This is a genomic window from Stenotrophomonas geniculata, assembly GCF_034508895.1.
Taxonomy (GTDB): Bacteria; Pseudomonadota; Gammaproteobacteria; order Xanthomonadales; family Xanthomonadaceae; genus Stenotrophomonas; species Stenotrophomonas geniculata.
In genome coordinates this window covers 2,820,848-2,838,433 of the sequence record NZ_CP140571.1, presented here as the reverse complement: position 1 = coordinate 2,838,433, position 17,586 = coordinate 2,820,848, and the positions used below count along the sequence as shown (strand labels likewise).

Sequence of the window (17,586 nt, the reverse complement as noted above, 5' to 3'; positions counted from 1 at the left end):
GGGCGGGGTGGGTTCGCGGGAGTGTCCGCGGCATGGATGCCGCGGCCAAGCCCCCAGGGACGGGTTCACGGCGTCTCCCGCGAACCCACCCCGCCCGGCCAAGCACGGCTTTTGCTTTACGCGACCAACCGCCCACCCACGAGGGGCTGCGCCGTTCGCCGGAACCTACGCCGAAGGCGCCGGCTTCTGCCGAAGCAGACTGACCGCCAGGCCGCCCACTACCAGCACACCCAGACCCAGCAACGCCCACAGCAACCACGACTTCCAATCGTGCTGCGGTTTCAGCGCCGCGTCGCCGGCCAGCGGCTCCGGGCTGCCTTCCAGGCGCGCCAGCGTCGGCTGCCACGACGGGTCGTTGCGCAACCGCAGTTCCTCGATCAGCACGCCAATCGGCGCCTCCGTGCGGCGCGCGGTCGAGCTGCCCACCGCCAACGCGTAGGGCGCCGCGCCCTGGCTCAGGAATACCAGTACTTCGGGCTGGTAACCCAGGCGCAGAGTCGGTGCGGTGGCCGTTTCGGCGGGGTTCGCCACCAGCTTCCAATAGCGATCCCGATGCACCCCGCCCAGCGGCTGCGCGGCCGATTGCTGCCGTTGGCCCTGCGCACCCTGCTGCAGCTGATAGGCAATCCACGGTGCACTGCGGCGCTGCCATTCCGCGCTCTGGTCATCACGGCTGAACAATGTCCACTGCACCAGGCTGTTGTCGGTGCTGGCCACGTCGGCACGTGCCGCCGGGAAGCGGCCATCCATCTCGAAGGTGTATTCGCCCTTGCCCTTCGAGGTCGGTTCCAGCGACAACCATTCCCACGGCAGCGTCGCCGGTGCCGGCGGCAGCTCGGCCAGTACGCTGCGCAGCGTCGGCAGACGCGCATCGCCTTGCGCCAGCACGCGCAGATAGCGCGCTTCACCATCCACCTGCAGGCGGCGCTGCAGCAGGCGCTTGCCGGCGCGCTGCAGATCCACCAGCGGAATGTCGCGGCCAATCGCACGCCAGTGCTGCAGGTCGTCGCTGACGTCCAGCTGCACCTGAGCCTGCAACGGCTGGCCACTGTCAGCCCAATCCAGCACCAGCGCCGCCAGCGGCTGCTGGCCCAGCACACTGGCGTCGATCAGCCAGCCACCCTGCCCGCTCGCCGCCGCACCACCACTCACGCGGGCTTCCACGCGACGCACACGGCCATCGGTATCGCGCTCGGTCAGCAACTGCAGGTCGTTGCGCTGTGCTTCGGCCAGTGGCGGCAACGCGAACCACGGCAGCTCACGCTGCACCGGCGGCTGTGCCAGCGGCTGATCCGGCGCCAGCAATGCCGACGGCAGCGATTGGCCGGCGGCATTGAACACCTGCACATCGCCCAGGTCCGCACTGCCGGCGCGACGGTAGATCGCCGGTTCCAGCACAACACGGTAGGCACCCGATTGTGCGCTGGACAACGTAAGCGGCCACTGTTCGGCGTACTGGGTACGGTAATCGGCGGCCTGTGCGGTGACGGCGGCCAGCATGCCGAACATCGCCGGCAGCAGCGCCCTGCTCCACGTCTTCATTATTGTTTTTCCTCCACGGTCGGCGCCGCGCTCGGCGGTGCCGGTGCCAGATAACCCACGACCGTGCACAGCAGGCCGTAGGCGATGAACGATGCAATGCCCAGCAGGTTGCCCAGGTGCTGGCGATCAACAATGACCAGTTTGGCCAGTACCACACCCATCAGCACGGCACCGACCATCCACAACACGCGCTGGCCGCGGCGCGAACCCCATACCCAGGCGATCACGCCGAGCACACTCCACAGCACGGTCAGGCTGGTCTGCGCCAGGCTGGAACGCATCATCGACGAACTCCACGACAGGCCGCCCCACTGATGCACGCCGTGCAGCACCAGGCTGGTCAGCGCGACGAAGGTGGCCAATGCCAACAGCGGCAGCCGGATCTTCACCAGTGCCTGCGGCGCCTGCCCGCTGTACAGCCAGCGCGCCAGCAGCGCCAGGCTCAACCACTGCCCCAGCTCGGCCGGGTTCAACACCGGCAGCCACAGCAGCGGCGCTGCGTCACCCGGCAGCAACTGGCCGAACAGCCAGCCTGCGGACAGCAGGCCGAACAGCACGCACTGCAACGGCAGGCGCACGCTGTCGAAGGCAGCCCCCAACGGCCAGCGCAGTGCATCCCAGCGCCACAACGACAGCGCCGCCATCAGCAGCCACGGCAGCGCGAACAACAGCAGCGTCCAGCCCTGTGCCAGCCCGGCCTCGCCGCCGCCCCACAGGGCCAGCAACGAAAGCAGCGACGGCCACAGCAGCCACCACAGGAACTGCGCGATGCGTGCCACGGTGTTGCCGCCCTGGCGCAGGCACAGCAACGTACGTACGCCCAGCGCCGCGAACACCGCCCAGGCCAGTGCGCCATAGCCGGCGAACGGCTGCTGGTGCGCATCGCTCTGCATCAGCGCAAGCGGGAAGCCCAGGGCCAGCATCGCCAGGGCGGTTACGCCCAGCGCGCGTGCCGGCTGGCGGCGCTGCATTTCAGCCGCCAGCCAGGCCGTGGCCGCGACCAGCACCAGCAACGCATCGGCCTGCGTGCGGTGCGGGAAGAAGCGGAAGATCTCGTGCACCAGGCCGCCCAGCCACCACAGCAGGCCCCACAGGTAGTAGACCAGTGCGATCTCATGGCGCTCCCTGCGCTGGTAACTCCACGCCGACGCGAAGCCGGCAATGGCCAGCAGCAACGCGCCGATGGCGGTCGGGTTGAGCAGGAAGCGTGCGTCTTCGAGCCAGTGGTCGGCGCCGGCCACAAAGGCGAACGCAGCACCGATCTGCAGCAACGCGCCGGACACCTGCGGCAGCCAGCGTTTCTGGCGCAGGCCCAGCCAGGCCAGGCCCGCACCTTCCAGCGCGAACACCGCGCCGGTGGCACGCGCAGACAATGCCAGCGGCACCGCCAGCGTGGCGAAGCCCACCGCCAGCACCGCATGCGACTGCGCCAGCACGGTGTAAGACGCGCGCGCGATCAGTGCCCGCGCCAGTACGGCGTAGATCGCCGCCAGGCCCAGCGCGCACAGCGCCAGCGTCATCGGCTGCTCGTGCAGCATGCCCGCCTGCATCGAGAAGGCGACCAAGGGCGTGCCGAACACCAGGCTGCCGTCGACCAGATCACGTCGCCCGGCGGGCTGCCGGCGCGCGTACAGCAGCGGGATCAACAGGTAGAAGGCGAAGAACAGCAGCAGGAACGGCTCGGTGCTGCTGAACTTGTCCGGCGCGTACTGCAACACGCCCCAGAACGTACCGATGCCGAAGGTAAAAGCGAAGCCAAGCAGGTTCAGCGCACGCCACGGACGGAACCAGGCAATGGCGAAGATGCCAGCGTTGAGCACCGCGTAGTAGCTGAACAGCCCCACGTGGTTGCCACTGCCGGTGGACAGCCACAGCGGTGCCATGAAGCCGGCGAGGATGCCCAGCACCGCCAACGTGCGCGAGTTCTGCACCACCGCCAGCACGCACAGGCCGGCCACCAGCGCGATCGAACTGGCGAAGGCAAACCCGGGGTTGAGCAGCTCGAACCGTTTGAATGCGGCGAAGATGGTCAGCAGCAACACGCCAATGGCACCGCCCTGCAGCGCCAGTGCGAACAGGCGCCGGCGCACGCGCTGGTGCCAGCCGAACGCCAACAGGCCCAGCGCACCCACGGTGACACCGGCCAGGCGCAGCTCGATCGGCAGCACCAGCCAGCCCTGGTCGCTGACGTACTTCAACAGCGCGGCAACACCGGCCAGCAGCACCAGCATGCCGATCTTGACCGGCACGTTGCCCTCGGTGAACCAGCGCTTGACCGCTCCGATGCCGCGCTCGATGAAGTTGGGCAGCGCCGGCTCGGAAGGCAACGGCGGCTGCAACGGCGCGTGTGGCACCGGCGGTGGTGCGACCGGGCGCGGCACCTCCGTTGCTGCAGGCACCACTTCGCGCACCGGCGGCGGCGTTGGCTGGGACGGAGGCGGTGCGGCAGCCGCCACCGGCCGCAGGAACGGCGGATCGGCGCCGGCCGCAGGCATGGGCGCAGCCCGTTCTGGCGCAGGCTCGGCTGCAACCGGCCGGACGGCCGGCGCGGCGGCCAGGGCACCTTCCAGCGCGGCCACACGGCGGCGCAGGCCGGCAATCATCACCAGCGCTACCACCAGCAGCAGCGGGATGGCCAGCAGGACCAGTACCACCAGGGCGATCAATGCTTCCATTGCATGCTTCCATTGCAATCCCGCGCCCCAGCGGCAGCGGTCGACCGGCCCATGCTACGACAGGGCTGGCCCCATAAACGACGAACCCCGGCCAGGCCGGGGTCCGCGTGCGATCTTCGCCGGCCTTACTTGGCGGCGACGACCTTGGCCATTTCCAGGCACTTGTTCGAGTAGCCCCACTCGTTGTCGTACCAGGTGACCAGCTTGACGAAGGTGCCGTCCAGGGCGATGCCGGCCTCGGCGTCGAACACCGAGGTGCAGGTCTCGCCGCGGAAATCGGTGGCCACCACCTTGTCTTCGGTGTAGCCCAGGATGCCCTTCAGCGGGCCTTCGCTCTGTGCCTTCACTTCGGCGCAGATCTCGGCGTAGGTGGCTTCCTTTTCCAGCTCGACGGTCAGGTCGACCACCGACACGTCCGAGGTCGGGACGCGGAAGCTCATGCCGGTCAGCTTCTTGTTCAGTTCCGGAATGACCACGCCGACGGCCTTGGCCGCACCGGTGGACGACGGAATGATGTTTTCCAGGATGCCACGGCCACCGCGCCAGTCCTTGTTGGACGGGCCATCGACGGTCTTCTGGGTGGCAGTAGCCGCATGCACGGTGGTCATCAGGCCACGCTTGATGCCCCACTTGTCATTGATGACCTTGGCCAGCGGGGCCAGGCAGTTGGTGGTGCACGAAGCATTGGAGACGATCGCCTGGCCGGCGTAGGTCTTGTCGTTCACGCCGTAGACGAACATCGGCGTATCGTCCTTCGACGGGGCCGACATGATGACCTTCCTGGCGCCGGCATCGATGTGCTTCTGCGCGGTTTCCTTGGTCAGGAACAGGCCGGTGGACTCGATCACCACGTCCACGTCCACTTCGTTCCACTTCAGGTTGGCCGGGTCGCGTTCCTGGGTCAGGCGGATCTTCTTGCCGTTGACCAGCAGGTCGTTGCCCTGCACCGCCACGTCGGCCTTGAAACGACCGTGCACGGAGTCGTACTTGAGCATGTACGCCAGATAGTCCGGCTCCAGCAGATCGTTGATGGCCACGATTTCGATGTCGTCGCCGAAGTTCAGCACCGCCGAGCGCAGGACGTTACGCCCGATGCGACCGAAACCGTTGATACCAACCTTGATTGCCATGTTCTCAAGCTCCTGCGGCCGCGACGGGTGCGGCGGGATGGATAGGGCCCACAAGTCTAGCAAACCGGGGCTGGCCACCGCGGGCCAGCCCCGGCGGGCGGCGGGCCGGCAGACAGGATTTGATCCGGATCAAAGCGTTAGCGCGGCGTGAGGCCGAGACTGTCGCCATCCACCCAGCAACGAGATCACCCCCATGCGCAAGACCTCCCCCCTGATCCTGGCCGGCCTGGCCGCCGCCCTGCCCCTCGCCGCCGCCCCGGCCATGGCCCAGTCCAAGGGTGACTGGACCCTTTCCGCCGGCGTGCACCAGGTGGCCCCGAAGTCGAACAACGGCTGGCTGGCCGGCCACACCCTGAAGGTCGACGTCGACAACGACGTCAAGCCGACCATCACCGGTGAGTACTTCATCGCCGACAACCTGGGCATCGAAGTGCTGGCCGCGCTGCCGTTCAAGCACGACATCAACATCAATGGCCTGGGCCGCGTGGGCAGCACCAAGCAGCTGCCGCCGGTGGTGACCGTGCAGTACCACTTCAACAGCAAGGGCAAGGTGTCGCCGTTCATCGGTGCGGGCGTGAACTACACGACCTTCTTCAGCGAAGACACCACCGGTGCGCTGAAGGACAGCCGCCTGAAGCTGCAGGATTCGTGGGGCCTGGCCGCGCATGCGGGCGTGGACTTCGCGATCGGCGAGAAGGGCGCGCTGCGCGTGGACATGCGCTGGATCGACATCGACAGCAAGGTGAAGTTGAACGGCGAGAAGATCGGCACGGTCAACATCGATCCGCTGGTCTATGGCGCTTCGTACGTCTTCAAGTTCTAAAGCGGTGTGTTGAGCGCGGGGGCTTCGCCCCCGCTGCTCCGCTACACGCAAAACCCTCGCAGCATGTTGCCCCGGTGATTGCCGGGGCTTTTTTGTGCCTGGGACTGAAGCGGTTCCGGAGCTGGGGCAAGGCGGGGAGCCTGCACATCCGAGGCGTAATGGTTGCCTGCAATTGCAGAAGGCGGATTTTGATCCTGCATTTGTTCTTGATGTTGCCTTTGACGTTTGCATCCGCCTCCGCGGCCATGTTTGGAGGGGAGCGCAGAGGGAGGGGCGGCGGGACCGTTGGCGCCATGGATGGCGCCATCGAGCCTCCAGGGACGGATTCACGGCGTGTCCCGCCGCCCCTCCCTCTGCGCTCCCACTTCGGAACAGGAACGCGCCGCTCTTCAATCCACCTACCCCGCTAGAATGTGCGCATGAAAGCCCTGCACTCCCTGTTCCTCGCCGCCGCCCTGGCGCCGGCCCTGCTGTCCGTCTCCGCCCCCGCACATGCCTGGGGCGCGCAAGGCCACCGCCTTGTCGCCGAAGTCGCCGACGCCCGCCTCAGCCCCGCCGCCCGCGCCGAAGTGGACCGCCTGCTGGCCACCGAACCGGACGCCACGCTGGCCAGCATCGCGCCGTGGGCCGACCAGCTGCGCGCCAAGGACCCGGGCCTGGGCCGCCGCTCGGCCGGCTGGCACTACGTCAACATCGCCGAAGACAACTGCCATTACGAAGCACCGAAGCACTGCAAAAACGGCAACTGCATCGTCGAGGCCCTGAAGGCACAGAGCGCCATCCTCGGCGATCGCAGCCTGACCGACGGCGAGCGCCTGCAGGCGCTGAAGTTCGTGGTGCACCTGGTCGGCGATATCCACCAACCGATGCACGCCGGTTACGCCCACGACAAGGGCGGCAACGATTTCCAGCTGCAGTTCGGCAACCGCGGTACCAACCTGCACTCGCTGTGGGACAGCGGCATGCTCAATACCCGCAAGCTGGACGATGCGGGCTATCTGCCGCTGCTGCAGAGCCAGCGCGCGCCGAAGCTGGCGCGCCAGTCCAACCCGCAGCGCGACCCGCAGACGTGGGCCGAGGCCAGCTGCCGCATCTCCATGCAAGCTGGCGTTTATCCGGCCACGCGTAAAATCGGTGACGAATACACCGAACGCTACCGGCCGCTGGCCGAAGCGCAGCTGCGACTGGCCGGTGAGAACCTGGCGCAGTTGCTGAACCGCGTGCTCGGCACGCGCTGAGGAGAGTTCCGATGTCGGTCCAGGTGCAGTCGTTCTTCCACCGTGACAGCAACACCTTCAGCTACTTGGTCAGCGACCCGGCCAGCGGCGAGGCGGCGCTGATCGACCCGGTCCTGGACTACGACCCGGATACCGATGCCAGCAGTGAAGCGCCGTTGCATGCCGCGTTGCAGGCCATCGAACACCAGGGCCTGCAGCTGCGCTGGCTGCTGGAAACCCATGCCCACGCCGACCATGTGTCGGCCGGGCGCCGGCTCAAGCAGCGCTTCCCGCAGGCCACGCTGGCCATCGGTGAAGGCATCCGCGCGGTGCAGGCCACGTTCGCACCGCGCTATGGCCTGCAGCTTCCCGCGGCCGATGAGATCTTCGACCACCTGTTCAGCGATGGCGAGACCTTCGCTTTGGGTGAACTGCGCTGCCAGGTGATCGCCGTGCCCGGCCACACCAGCGACAGCATCGCCTATCTGATCGACAATGCGCTGTTCACCGGCGACTCGCTGTTCATGCCCGACGGCGGCACTGCCCGCTGCGATTTCCCGGGCGGCGATGCCGCGCAGTTGTACCGCTCGATCCAGCGCCTGCTGGCCCTGCCCGATGCGACGCGCGTGTTTGTCTGCCACGACTACGGCCCCGGTGGCCGCGGGTTCGCCAACGAAACCACCATCGGCCAACAGCGCGCGCACAACATCCACGTGCACGACGGCGTAGCCGAGGCAGAGTTCGTCAGCGTGCGCCAGGCCCGCGATGCGACGCTGGAAGAACCGAAGCTGATGCAGCCCGCAGTGAAGGCCAACATCCAGGGCGGGGCCTGATCCACGCCGCTGCGCCCGCCGGGCATGGCCCGGCGCTACCCCGGTCATCGCGAGCGATCATTTTCCCTGCGTGCGCACCACGTGCTGGCCCTTCACGATCTCGAAGGTAAAGGCATATTGCAGGGTGACGGCCACCGGTTCGACACGCTCGGCGCCCCGGCAGTCACCGCGATTGGCAGGCACCTTGCCGGCCGCGAAGTGGCAGACCGCTGCGGACGAGTACTTCCACATCGCCACGGCTTCCTGCGCTGCCTGCAGCAGGGGCGCATTCTCGCCCGCAGCACCTGCCGCGCACTCCGGGCGGTCGGTCAATGGCAGGCTGCGCTCGACGTCGCCGTTGGCATCAACCACCACCTGCAGGCAGATGGTGGTCGGCGCCAGTTCCGCGCGCGGGTCGCGATCACCGACCTCCGGGTCCGGTGCCGCGTACAGTTGCGGCATCCGGTAGCCCTCGGTCGCACCCAGCGAATACACCTGCAGCTGCCCACTGCCGCCGCCCGTCTGCGGCTGCAGGCGCTGGTGACCGACATTCTCGCTGCGGGTATCGACGGTGGTCAGGCGATCCTGGGTTGCACACCCCACCAGCAGCGCCGCCATCATCAACAGCGGCGCGGACTTCACTTCGCGTCCTCGGTGTCATCCATGGCGTAGGTGATCGGAATGCGTACGGCACCGGCCACCGGCTTGCCGTTCTTCACCGCGGGACGATAGGTCCAGCTGCGCGCGGCGGCGACGGAGACGGCGTCGAACACCCCCGGATTGGTCGCACTGAGTACCCGCACATCGGTCGGATGGCCCTGTGCGTCCACTTCGATGCGCAGATTGACCACGCCTACCTGGCGTTGCTCGACGGCGGACTTCGGATAGGACGGCGGCGGCATCTTGTCCACCTGGATCGGCCGGTCCAACCCCGCCTTGGCCGCATCGTCCTGCGCATGTTCGAACGGCTCGACACCGATCCGGGTGCCACCGGCCGCACCGCCCTGGCTGGCCCATGCCACCGCCCCCATGCCCACACACAACCCGACCACCAGCACCTGCCCGGACACCCACGGCAATGCCTTCCGCTTGGACTGCTTCAACATGGCGATACGCTCCTTCAACACGGGTTGGCTGCGCCAATGGCAAACCGCGGGCGCAACCGGGTGGACCAGCTGCGCCTTCAGCAGCGTGCTGGCATAGAGGCCGCGCAGCGCAGGCTGCGGACCGATGGTGCGGGCATCGCAGGCCAATTCCTGATCGCGCAGGAAGCGGCGTGCCGCCCATGGCAGCAGCGGGTGGAACCAGAACACCGCGCGCGCCAGCAGCAGCGCGCCGTTGGCCCAGTGATCGCCATGGCGGCGATGGCTGCGCTCGTGCTGCAGGATCAGCCCCTGTTCCTGTGCGCTGAACTGCTGGTCGAATGCCGGACCGACCACGATGCGCGGCCGCCACAGGCCAACCAGGGCCGGCAGGCCGGGGTCGCCGCTGGCCTGCCAGCTGCCATCGGCGCGCGGCTTCAGTGGGCCCATCCGCCGTTCAAAACGACGCTGTGCGCGCAGGTCGCGCAGCAGGCACAGGCCCGTGCCCAATGCCCACAGCACCAGCAACAGCCCGGCCCATGGCAACGACGGCCCGTTCAGGGCATCGATGGCACCGGGCATCACTTTCAGCGGCAGCGTGGGCACCTGCTGCAACAACGCAACCTGCGGCAACGGCAGCATCAGTGCCACCAGCAGCATCGGCAGCAGCCACCAGCTGCGGTAGGCCAGCCCCGCGCCGCCCATCCGCACCAGCAGCGGTCGCATTACTGCCAGCAGGACCGCGCCCACCGCCAGCCACAGGCTGGCCTGCCACAATCCGTCGAGCAGCTCAGTCATGGTCCAGCTCCTGGATCAGCTTCTTCAGTTCGGCGATGTCCTGCGCGCTCAACTGACCACGTTCGCTGAAGTGCGCGACCAGCGGCGCCACGCGCCCTTCAAAGACGCGCCCGATGAAATCCTGGCTCTGCGCCTCCACCCATGCCTGGCGCTGCAGCAGCGGCCGGTACAGGTAGCGCCGTCCATCACGTTCGGCGGCGATCGCGCCCTTGGTCAGCAGGCGGTTGAGCAGGGTCTTGATGGTCGGCTCGGCCCAGTCGCGGTGGGCCAGCGCGGCCACCACGTCATCGGCGCTACGCGGTGCCTGCTGCCACAGCACCTCCATCACAACGGCTTCGGCTTCGCTGATCGGGGTCATGGTTTACATCCGTAATCGACAGCACGATTACGCGCGTAATCGAATCATCTGTCAAGCCCCTCGACTCCGGGTTCATCCCGGCTGCGCCAGCATCGATTCCTCCCGCCCCAGGCCCCGGATGAAAGCGCTGTCCAAGAAGGATTTCCCGGTCGAGCAGGCGCGCCGCTTCCTCGAACCCGGCCCGATCGTGCTGGTCAGTACCGCGTGGCAGGGCCAGCGCAACCTGATGACGATGGGCTGGCACATGGTGATGGGCTTTTCGCCGTCGCTGGTCGCTACCTACCTGTGGAATGAAAACCACAGCCATGCACTGGCCGTCAGTAGTGGCGAGTGCGTGATCAACGTACCCGGCGTGGAGCTGCTCGATACCGTGGTCGACATCGGCAACTGCAGCGGCCGCGAGGTCGACAAGTTCGCGCGTTTCGGGCTGGATGCAGTACCTGCGCGCGAGGTTGGCGCGCCGCTGGTCGGACAATGCCATTCGTGCTTCGAATGCCGTCTTTACGACGACAGCCAGGTGCAATCGAGCAACCTGTTCATCTGGGAAATCGTGCGCGCCCACGTCGCGCCCCGGCCGAAGCTGCCGCGCACGGTGCATTACCGCGGCGATGGGCAGTTCATGGTGTCCGGCGCGGAAGTCTCGCGTCGACGGCGGTTCAAGCCCGACATGCTGTAATGCCAGCACTCCCCCACACGCAGGACCGCCCCGCATGACCGAACACCTCACCGACCTGGACGCCGCCGTCGACTGGTTGTTTGCGCGCGTGGACGGGCCGCTGCGGATCGGGGCACCGCTGGCACTGGGCAAGCCACACCGGCTGCTCAATGCCCTCTACGCACGCGTCGAGCACGACCCTTCGCGGCCGCTGCAGCTGTATACCGCACTGTCGCTGAATCCGCCGAAGGCGCGCGGCACCGGCCTGGAGGCGCGCTTCCTGGCACCGTTCGCGCAGCGCCATTTCGGCGACGATTTCCCGCGCCTGGCCTATGCCGATGCGATCGCGCGCGACGCGTTGCCGGCACATGTGCAGGTGGAAGAGTTCTACATGCAGTCCGGCGCCCTGCTCGGTTCGCGGCAGGCGCAGTCCAGCTACACCAGCCTGAACTACACCCACGCCGCCGATGCGGTCGCCCAGCGCGCGCCGCAGGTGATCGTGCAGAAGGTGGCGATGCGGCCGGATGACCGCCGGCTGTCGTTGTCGTGCAACAACGACATCACCCAGGACACCCTGGATGCGATGACCGCGCGCGGCCTGCCGCGCCCATTGATGATCGCCGAGATCGATCCGCAGCTGCCCTATCTGGGCGGCTCGGCGACGGTCGATGTGTCGTTCTTCGATCTGGTGATCACTCCGCCACCGCCGTACCCGGCGCTGTTCGGGCTGCCGCGGCAGCCGGTCGGCGATGCCGACTACGCCATCGGCCTGTACGCCAGCACGCTGGTGCGCGACGGCGGCACCCTGCAGATCGGTATCGGCACGCTGGCCGATGCACTCAGCCATGCGCTTGTGCTGCGCCACACCGACAACGCCCGCTACCGCCGCGTGCTGCACGCGCTGGATCCGCAGCTGGCCAGCCACCCGCTGGTGCAGGAGATCGGCGGGCTGGATCCGTTCGAAGTGGGCCTGTACGGCTGCAGCGAGATGCTCAACGAGGGCTTCCGCCGGCTGGTGCAGACCGGGGTGATCAAGCGCAAGGTGCACGACGACCTGGCGCTGATGCAGCGCATCGAAAATGGCAGCACGCTGTCCATCGACCACGCCACCCTGGCCGCCGAGGGCGAGTACCTGCACGGCGCGTTCTACCTGGGCTCGCCGGAGTTCTACGAGTGGTTGCGCACGCTGCCGGAAGATGAGTGTCGTGCGATCGGCATGCGCCGCATCAGCGAGATCAACCAGCTGTACGGTGGCAACGAAACGCTGGAACGCCTGCAGCGCCGGCACGCGCGCTTCTTCAATTCCTGCATGATGGCCACCGCGCTGGGTGCAGCGGTGTCGGACGCGCTGGACGATGGCCGCGTGGTGTCCGGCGTGGGTGGCCAGTACAACTTCGTGGCGATGGCACATGCCCTGCCGGAAGCGCGCAGCGTGCTGATGTTCCGCGCCGCGCGCGATGACAAGGGCCGGCGCGAGTCCAACGTGCGCTGGAACTACGGGCACACCACCATCCCGCGCCACCTGCGCGATATCTACCTGAACGAGTACGGCATCGCCGACCTGCGAGGTCTGACCGACGAGGACTGCGTGCATGCGATGACCGCGATCACCGAAGCCCCGTTCCAGGGCGATCTGCTGCAGCAGGCACATGCCGCGCGCAAGCTGCTGGCGACCGCGCAACCGCACCCGGCGCGCCTGCAGCGCAATACGCCGCAGGCATTGGCGGCAGCGCTGGCACCATTCCGCGCCGATGGCAGCCTGCCGGACTATCCGCTGGGCAGCGACTTCAACGAGATCGAGCAGGTGCTGGTGAAAGCGCTGGGTTGGCTGAAGGCCAACACGCAGACCCGCGGCGACAAGCTGCGTACCGTCTGGGCAGCGTTGCGGCAACCGGCCGGCGACGGCGATGCGGTGTACCTGCAGCGCATGGGTCTACAGGCCCCGACGGATTTCGCAGAGCGCCTGGACGCGCGACTGCTGCGCCTGGCGCTGGCACGCACTGCCTGAGAAAGGGGGACGGAGGGGATCAAGTCGTTCATGCACAGACGACTTGATCCCCTCCGTCCCCTTCTTTATTCATGCATGGCGCGGATCTACTGTCCGATCCTCACTGCATCCTCAAGATACAGGCGGGCAATGGGCGGATGCTCTCGATGCTCGACCTGCCACAGGTCATAGGCCGCCTGCATCGCCAGCCACATACGAGCACTGCCGAGGCCCGCAAGTTCAAGACGGTACGCGAGTTCAGCAGAGATGCCGGCGTGCCCGTTGATGATGGTCGACAGCTGTCCACGGGAATAACCAAGGTGCTGCGCCAGCGCACTGATGGACATGCTGATCGCCGGCAGGATGTCTTCGCGCAGCGATTCTCCTGGATGCGGCGGATCATGCAACGGCATCGAGCAGACTCCTAGTGGTAATCAAGGTAATCGACCAGTTAGACGTCGGGCCCACGAAAGCGGAACACCAATCGCCAACTCGCCGAGACATTCACAGCCCAGTAGCCGCTATAGCTTCCGTGCAGGGGATGCAGGCGATTTCCGGGCAGCCCCATGTCTCCAGGCAGCCGGGCTTGATCCAACTGCAGAAGCAAACGCCGCAACCGAGCCACATGATCGGCACGGACTCCGGAAATGTCGCCCCGCTCATAGAGCGCCTTCAGGCCCTTATGCCTGAAGCTGACGATCATGCAGCACCAGTGTAAGGCCACACCTTACACTCCGCAAATCCAGTATAGGTTTCTGCGCCGCGCTTGTTGACCATTTTTACTATTGAGGTTGTCTCGGCAGACTCTCCTTTTCGCAAGGAACGCAGGCCAGATGAAGAGGCCAACGCGACAGCGGCGCCGTCAGGCGGAACACGCCGTCCCCTTTTCTCGTCCACGCATGGCGTGGATCTACCCAGGAAAACGAGAAAGGCCGGCTTGCGCCGGCCTTTCCTTCATCACGCTGCGATGCTGCTTACAGCGCCTTGGCGGCTTCCACCACGTGGGCGGTGGTGATGCCGAAGTGCTTGTACAGCTGGTCGGCCGGGGCCGAGGCACCGAAGGTGTCGATACCGATCACTGCACCGTCCAGGCCGACGAACTGGCGCCAGAAGCCGGTGACGCCGGCTTCCACGGCCACGCGCTTGCGCACGGCGTTCGGCAGCACCGATTCACGGTAGGCCGCATCCTGGCGCAGGAACACGTCCGTGGACGGCATCGAGACCACGCGGGTCTTGAGGCCGGCCGCGTCCAGCTGGGCCTTGGCTTCGGTGGCCAACGAGACTTCCGAACCGGTGGCGATCAGGATCACATCCGGGGTACCGGCGGCATCGGCCAGCACGTAGCCACCGCGCTCGATCTGGGCGATCTGCTCGGCGTTGCGCGGCTGGTGCGGCAGGTTCTGGCGGCTGAACACCAGGCAGCTCGGGCCGTCCTGGCGGGTGATCGCGGCCTTCCAGCTCACCGCCGACTCGACCGCATCGCACGGGCGCCACACGTCGTTGTTCGGGATGTAGCGCAGCGAGGCCAGATGCTCCACCGGCTGGTGGGTCGGGCCATCTTCGCCCAGGCCGATCGAGTCGTGGGTGTAGACGTGGATGGCGTGGGCCGGGATCAGCGCGCTCATGCGCACGCCGTTGCGGGCGTAGTCGCTGAACACCAGGAAGGTGGCATCGAACGGAATGAAACCACCGTGCAAGGCCAGGCCATTGGCAATGGCGGTCATGCCGAACTCGCGCACGCCGTAGTACACGTAGTTGGCGTTGGCGTCGTCGCTGGCGACCGACTTGCTGCCCTTCCACAGGGTCAGGTTGGAGTGCGCCAGGTCGGCCGAGCCGCCGACGATTTCCGGCAACAGCGGGGCATAGGCTTCGATGGCCAGCTGCGAGGCCTTGCGCGAGGCGATCGTCGGGCCTTCAGCCGCCACCTGGGCGATGTAGGCATCGGCCTTGGCAACGAAGTCGGCCGGCAGTTCGCCGTGCGAACGACGGGTCAGTTCGGCGGCCTCGCCCGGGTACTGGCTGGCGTACTTGTCGAACAGCTGTTCCCACTCGGCCTGGCGCAGGATGCCGGCGCCATTGGCGCGCCAGCCGTCGTAGATCGCCTGCGGGATCTCGAACGGACCGTACTCCCAGCCCAGCTGCTTGCGGGTGGCTTCCAGTTCGTCCTTGCCCAGCGGTGCGCCGTGGCTGGATTCCTTGCCCGCCTTGTTCGGCGAACCAAAACCAATGGTGGTGCGGCAGCAGATCAGGGTCGGCTTGTCGCTCTGCGACAGCGCGGCCTCGATGCCGGCCTTGATGCTTTCCGGGTCGTGGCCATCGACGTCACGGACCACGTTCCAGCCATAGGCTTCGAAACGCTCCGGGGTGTTGTCGGTGAACCAGCCCTCGACGTTGCCGTCGATGGAGATGTGGTTGTTGTCCCAGAAGCAGACCAGCTTGTGCAGGCCCCAGGTACCGGCCAGCGACGCCGCTTCATGCGACACGCCTTCCATCAGGCAGCCATCGCCCATGAACACCCAGGTGCGGTGGTCGACCACTTCCAGCTCCGGGCGGTTGAAGCGCTGTGCCAGCAGCTTCTCGGCCAGGGCGAAGCCCACGGCGTTGGCGAAACCCTGGCCCAGCGGGCCGGTGGTGGTTTCCACGCCCGGGGTCTCATGGCGTTCCGGGTGGCCGGCGGTGTGGCTCCCCAGCTGGCGGAACAGCTTCAGCTGCTCGATCGGCAGGTCGTAACCGCTCAGGTGCAGCAGCGCGTACTGCAGCATCGAACCGTGGCCGTTGGACAGCACGAAACGGTCGCGGTTGAACCAGTGCGGATTGCTCGGGTTATGGCGGAGGTAGTCGTTCCAGAGGACTTCGGCGATGTCGGCCATGCCCATGGGCATGCCGGGGTGGCCGGACTTTGCGGTTTCAACCGCATCGGCGGCAAGGAAGCGGATGGCGTTGGCCAACTGGCGACGGGTAGGCTGCGTCATGGTTCTGTCGGAATCGGGAGGCGGCCGCGGACGTGCGGGCGGCCTATTGTCCCATAGTCGCCGGGCGGGGGGTCGGTTCACCTTGTCCGGTCGTGCCGACCGCTGGCCGGCAGCGTCGTGATCTCCGCTGGATTCCGCATGTGAAAAGGGGTCGGATACCTTTCCCTGCGGAAAGGAATCCGACCCCGATCAGGTCGCCAGCAGTGGCCTTGGACTCAGTCCTGGTGGGGCGTAAGCGCCGGGCCGTCGTGGGACTCGCCCTTGGCCACCAGGGTGGTCAGGGCCAGGTCGCCGGTCACGTTCAGGGCGGTACGGCACATGTCCAGGAAGTGGTTCACGCCCAGGATCAGGCCGATGCCCAGCGGGTTCACGCCCACCATCGCGCAGATCATCGCCACCACCGGCAGCGAGCCCGACGGCACGCCGGCCGTGCCGATGCCACCGAGGATGCAGACCGCCATCACCATGATCTGCTGGCCGATGCTCAGGTCCACGCCAAAGAACTGGGCCAGGAAAATCACCGTCACGCCCTCGAACAGCGCAGTGCCGTTCTGGTTGGCGGTAGCGCCCACGGTCAGCACGAAGCGCGACACGCGCTGCGGCAGGCCCATCTGGTCGGCCACGCGCAGCGCGGTCGGCAGGGTGGCGTTGCTGGAGGCGGTGGAGAACGCCATCACCGTCGCTTCCTGGGTATCGCGGAAGAACGACAGCGGCGAGCGGCCGGACAGCCACACGGCGGTGCCGTAGGTCACGATCATGTGCAGGCCCAGCGCGAGCACCACCACGCCCACGTAGGCGCCCAGGCGGATGATCAGTTCGAAGCCGAACAGCGCGGCCAGGTTGAACATGAAGCAGGCCACCGCATACGGGGCCAGGCGGATGACCAGGTTGATCAGGGTCATCGAGATTTCGAACACGCCTTCGATGGCGCGGCGCAGCGGTGCGACCTTCTCGTTGTCGGTCAGCACCATGCCGATGCCGAACATCAGCGCGAAGAACATCAGCGACAGGATCGCACCGTTGTCCGATGCAGCCTGCAGCACGTTGCTCGGCACGATCGACAGCAGCATGTCCATGCCCTTCGGCGTGCCATGGATGCCTGCAACGATTTCCTTGCTGCGCTCGGCGTTCTCCGACAGCATCATCGCGGCGACCTGCGGATCGACGCCGGCGCCCGGCTTGAGCAGGTTGACCAGCACCAGGCCGATGCCCACGGCGATGCCGGACAGCAGCACGGTGTAGGCAAGGGTCTTCCAGCCGATGCGACCGAGGGCGCGGATGTCGCCCATCTCCGACACGCCCATGATCAGCGCCGAGAAGATCAGCGGCACGATCAGCATGAAGATCAGGTTGAGGAACAGGCCCGACGCCGGGGTGGTGATGTAGTCCATTACCCACTTGGCACCGGCCTGCAGACCATCGACGCTGCCACCCAGGGCGTGCACGATCAGTCCCAGGATCAGGCCGATCGCAAAGCCGATGCCCATCTTCCAATGCAGGGGCAACTTCTTCTTGTCGGCAGCAGCTGCTGTCAT

Annotated in this window: 15 protein-coding genes; 5 read left to right on the top strand and 10 right to left on the bottom strand. The window is 66.8% G+C overall.

All coding sequences use genetic code 11. The features are described 5' to 3' along the window. Positions 1-165: 165 nt before the first annotated feature. From RI032_RS13055 to gap, 3 genes are all read right to left on the bottom strand, one after another. Positions 166-1,542 carry a DUF3999 domain-containing protein gene (locus tag RI032_RS13055; RefSeq protein ID WP_010484085.1) on the bottom strand — a complete coding sequence of 459 codons (1,377 nt, stop codon included), beginning with the start codon at positions 1,540-1,542 and terminating at the stop codon, positions 166-168. Next, on the bottom strand, positions 1,542-4,217 hold the full coding sequence (locus tag RI032_RS13050) for a DUF2339 domain-containing protein (RefSeq protein WP_197657448.1): 2,676 nt from the start codon (positions 4,215-4,217) through the stop codon (positions 1,542-1,544). Before RI032_RS13050 ends, RI032_RS13055 begins: the two co-directional genes overlap by 1 nt. Before the next feature lie 125 nt (positions 4,218-4,342). Then, positions 4,343-5,347: a type I glyceraldehyde-3-phosphate dehydrogenase gene (gap, locus tag RI032_RS13045; protein WP_010484083.1), complete on the bottom strand. Its 1,005-nt coding sequence runs from the start codon at positions 5,345-5,347 to the stop codon at positions 4,343-4,345. A 193-nt stretch (positions 5,348-5,540) separates the two neighbouring features. Between gap and RI032_RS13040 the strand changes: the two genes are divergently transcribed. The 3 genes from RI032_RS13040 to RI032_RS13030 all read left to right on the top strand — a co-directional run bounded on the left by RI032_RS13040 (position 5,541) and on the right by RI032_RS13030 (position 8,220). Beyond that, positions 5,541-6,170 carry an OmpW/AlkL family protein gene (locus tag RI032_RS13040; RefSeq protein WP_322547110.1) on the top strand — a complete coding sequence of 210 codons (630 nt, stop codon included), beginning with the start codon at positions 5,541-5,543 and terminating at the stop codon, positions 6,168-6,170. A gap of 419 nt (positions 6,171-6,589) precedes the next feature. Beyond that, positions 6,590-7,408 (top strand): S1/P1 nuclease, encoded by an 819-nt coding sequence (locus RI032_RS13035; protein WP_322547109.1) that lies wholly within the window; start codon positions 6,590-6,592, stop codon positions 7,406-7,408. A gap of 11 nt (positions 7,409-7,419) precedes the next feature. Further along, positions 7,420-8,220 carry an MBL fold metallo-hydrolase gene (locus RI032_RS13030; RefSeq protein ID WP_257472278.1) on the top strand — a complete coding sequence of 267 codons (801 nt, stop codon included), beginning with the start codon at positions 7,420-7,422 and terminating at the stop codon, positions 8,218-8,220. Between the two features lie 57 nt (positions 8,221-8,277). Here RI032_RS13030 and RI032_RS13025 read toward each other — a convergent pair whose 3' ends face one another. The 3 genes from RI032_RS13025 to RI032_RS13015 are packed head-to-tail and all read right to left on the bottom strand — an operon-like array spanning position 8,278 to position 10,437. Beyond that, positions 8,278-8,841 (bottom strand): hypothetical protein, encoded by a 564-nt coding sequence (locus tag RI032_RS13025; protein ID WP_049481686.1) that lies wholly within the window; start codon positions 8,839-8,841, stop codon positions 8,278-8,280. Beyond that, entirely contained in the window at positions 8,838-10,079 is a 1,242-nt protein-coding gene (locus RI032_RS13020) for a M56 family metallopeptidase (RefSeq protein WP_049437102.1), read from the bottom strand. The genes RI032_RS13025 and RI032_RS13020 overlap by 4 nt, the downstream gene beginning before the upstream one ends. Then, positions 10,072-10,437, bottom strand: a complete 366-nt coding sequence (locus tag RI032_RS13015; RefSeq protein ID WP_010484077.1) for a BlaI/MecI/CopY family transcriptional regulator — start codon at positions 10,435-10,437, stop codon at positions 10,072-10,074. Before RI032_RS13015 ends, RI032_RS13020 begins: the two co-directional genes overlap by 8 nt. A 118-nt stretch (positions 10,438-10,555) precedes the next feature. Between RI032_RS13015 and RI032_RS13010 the strand changes: the two genes are divergently transcribed. Both RI032_RS13010 and RI032_RS13005 read left to right on the top strand, forming a co-directional pair. Beyond that, positions 10,556-11,113: a flavin reductase family protein gene (locus RI032_RS13010; protein ID WP_019660006.1), complete on the top strand. Its 558-nt coding sequence runs from the start codon at positions 10,556-10,558 to the stop codon at positions 11,111-11,113. A 34-nt stretch (positions 11,114-11,147) separates the two neighbouring features. Continuing rightward, complete coding sequence (locus RI032_RS13005) at positions 11,148-13,100, top strand: acetyl-CoA hydrolase/transferase C-terminal domain-containing protein (RefSeq protein ID WP_312250919.1); 1,953 nt, start codon at positions 11,148-11,150, stop codon at positions 13,098-13,100. 86 nt (positions 13,101-13,186) lie between these two features. On the opposite strand, the gene RI032_RS13000 is transcribed toward RI032_RS13005, so the two are convergent. The 4 genes from RI032_RS13000 to RI032_RS12985 form a co-directional block, all read right to left on the bottom strand. After that, entirely contained in the window at positions 13,187-13,492 is a 306-nt protein-coding gene (locus RI032_RS13000; protein WP_010484074.1) for a HigA family addiction module antitoxin, read from the bottom strand. A gap of 38 nt (positions 13,493-13,530) precedes the next feature. After that, positions 13,531-13,782 (bottom strand): type II toxin-antitoxin system RelE/ParE family toxin, encoded by a 252-nt coding sequence (locus tag RI032_RS12995; RefSeq protein WP_322547108.1) that lies wholly within the window; start codon positions 13,780-13,782, stop codon positions 13,531-13,533. A 271-nt stretch (positions 13,783-14,053) separates the two neighbouring features. Continuing rightward, positions 14,054-16,051, bottom strand: coding sequence for a transketolase (gene tkt / locus RI032_RS12990; RefSeq protein ID WP_228354737.1), 1,998 nt, complete (start codon positions 16,049-16,051; stop codon positions 14,054-14,056). A gap of 215 nt (positions 16,052-16,266) precedes the next feature. After that, positions 16,267-17,586: a dicarboxylate/amino acid:cation symporter gene (locus RI032_RS12985; protein ID WP_043403118.1), complete on the bottom strand. Its 1,320-nt coding sequence runs from the start codon at positions 17,584-17,586 to the stop codon at positions 16,267-16,269.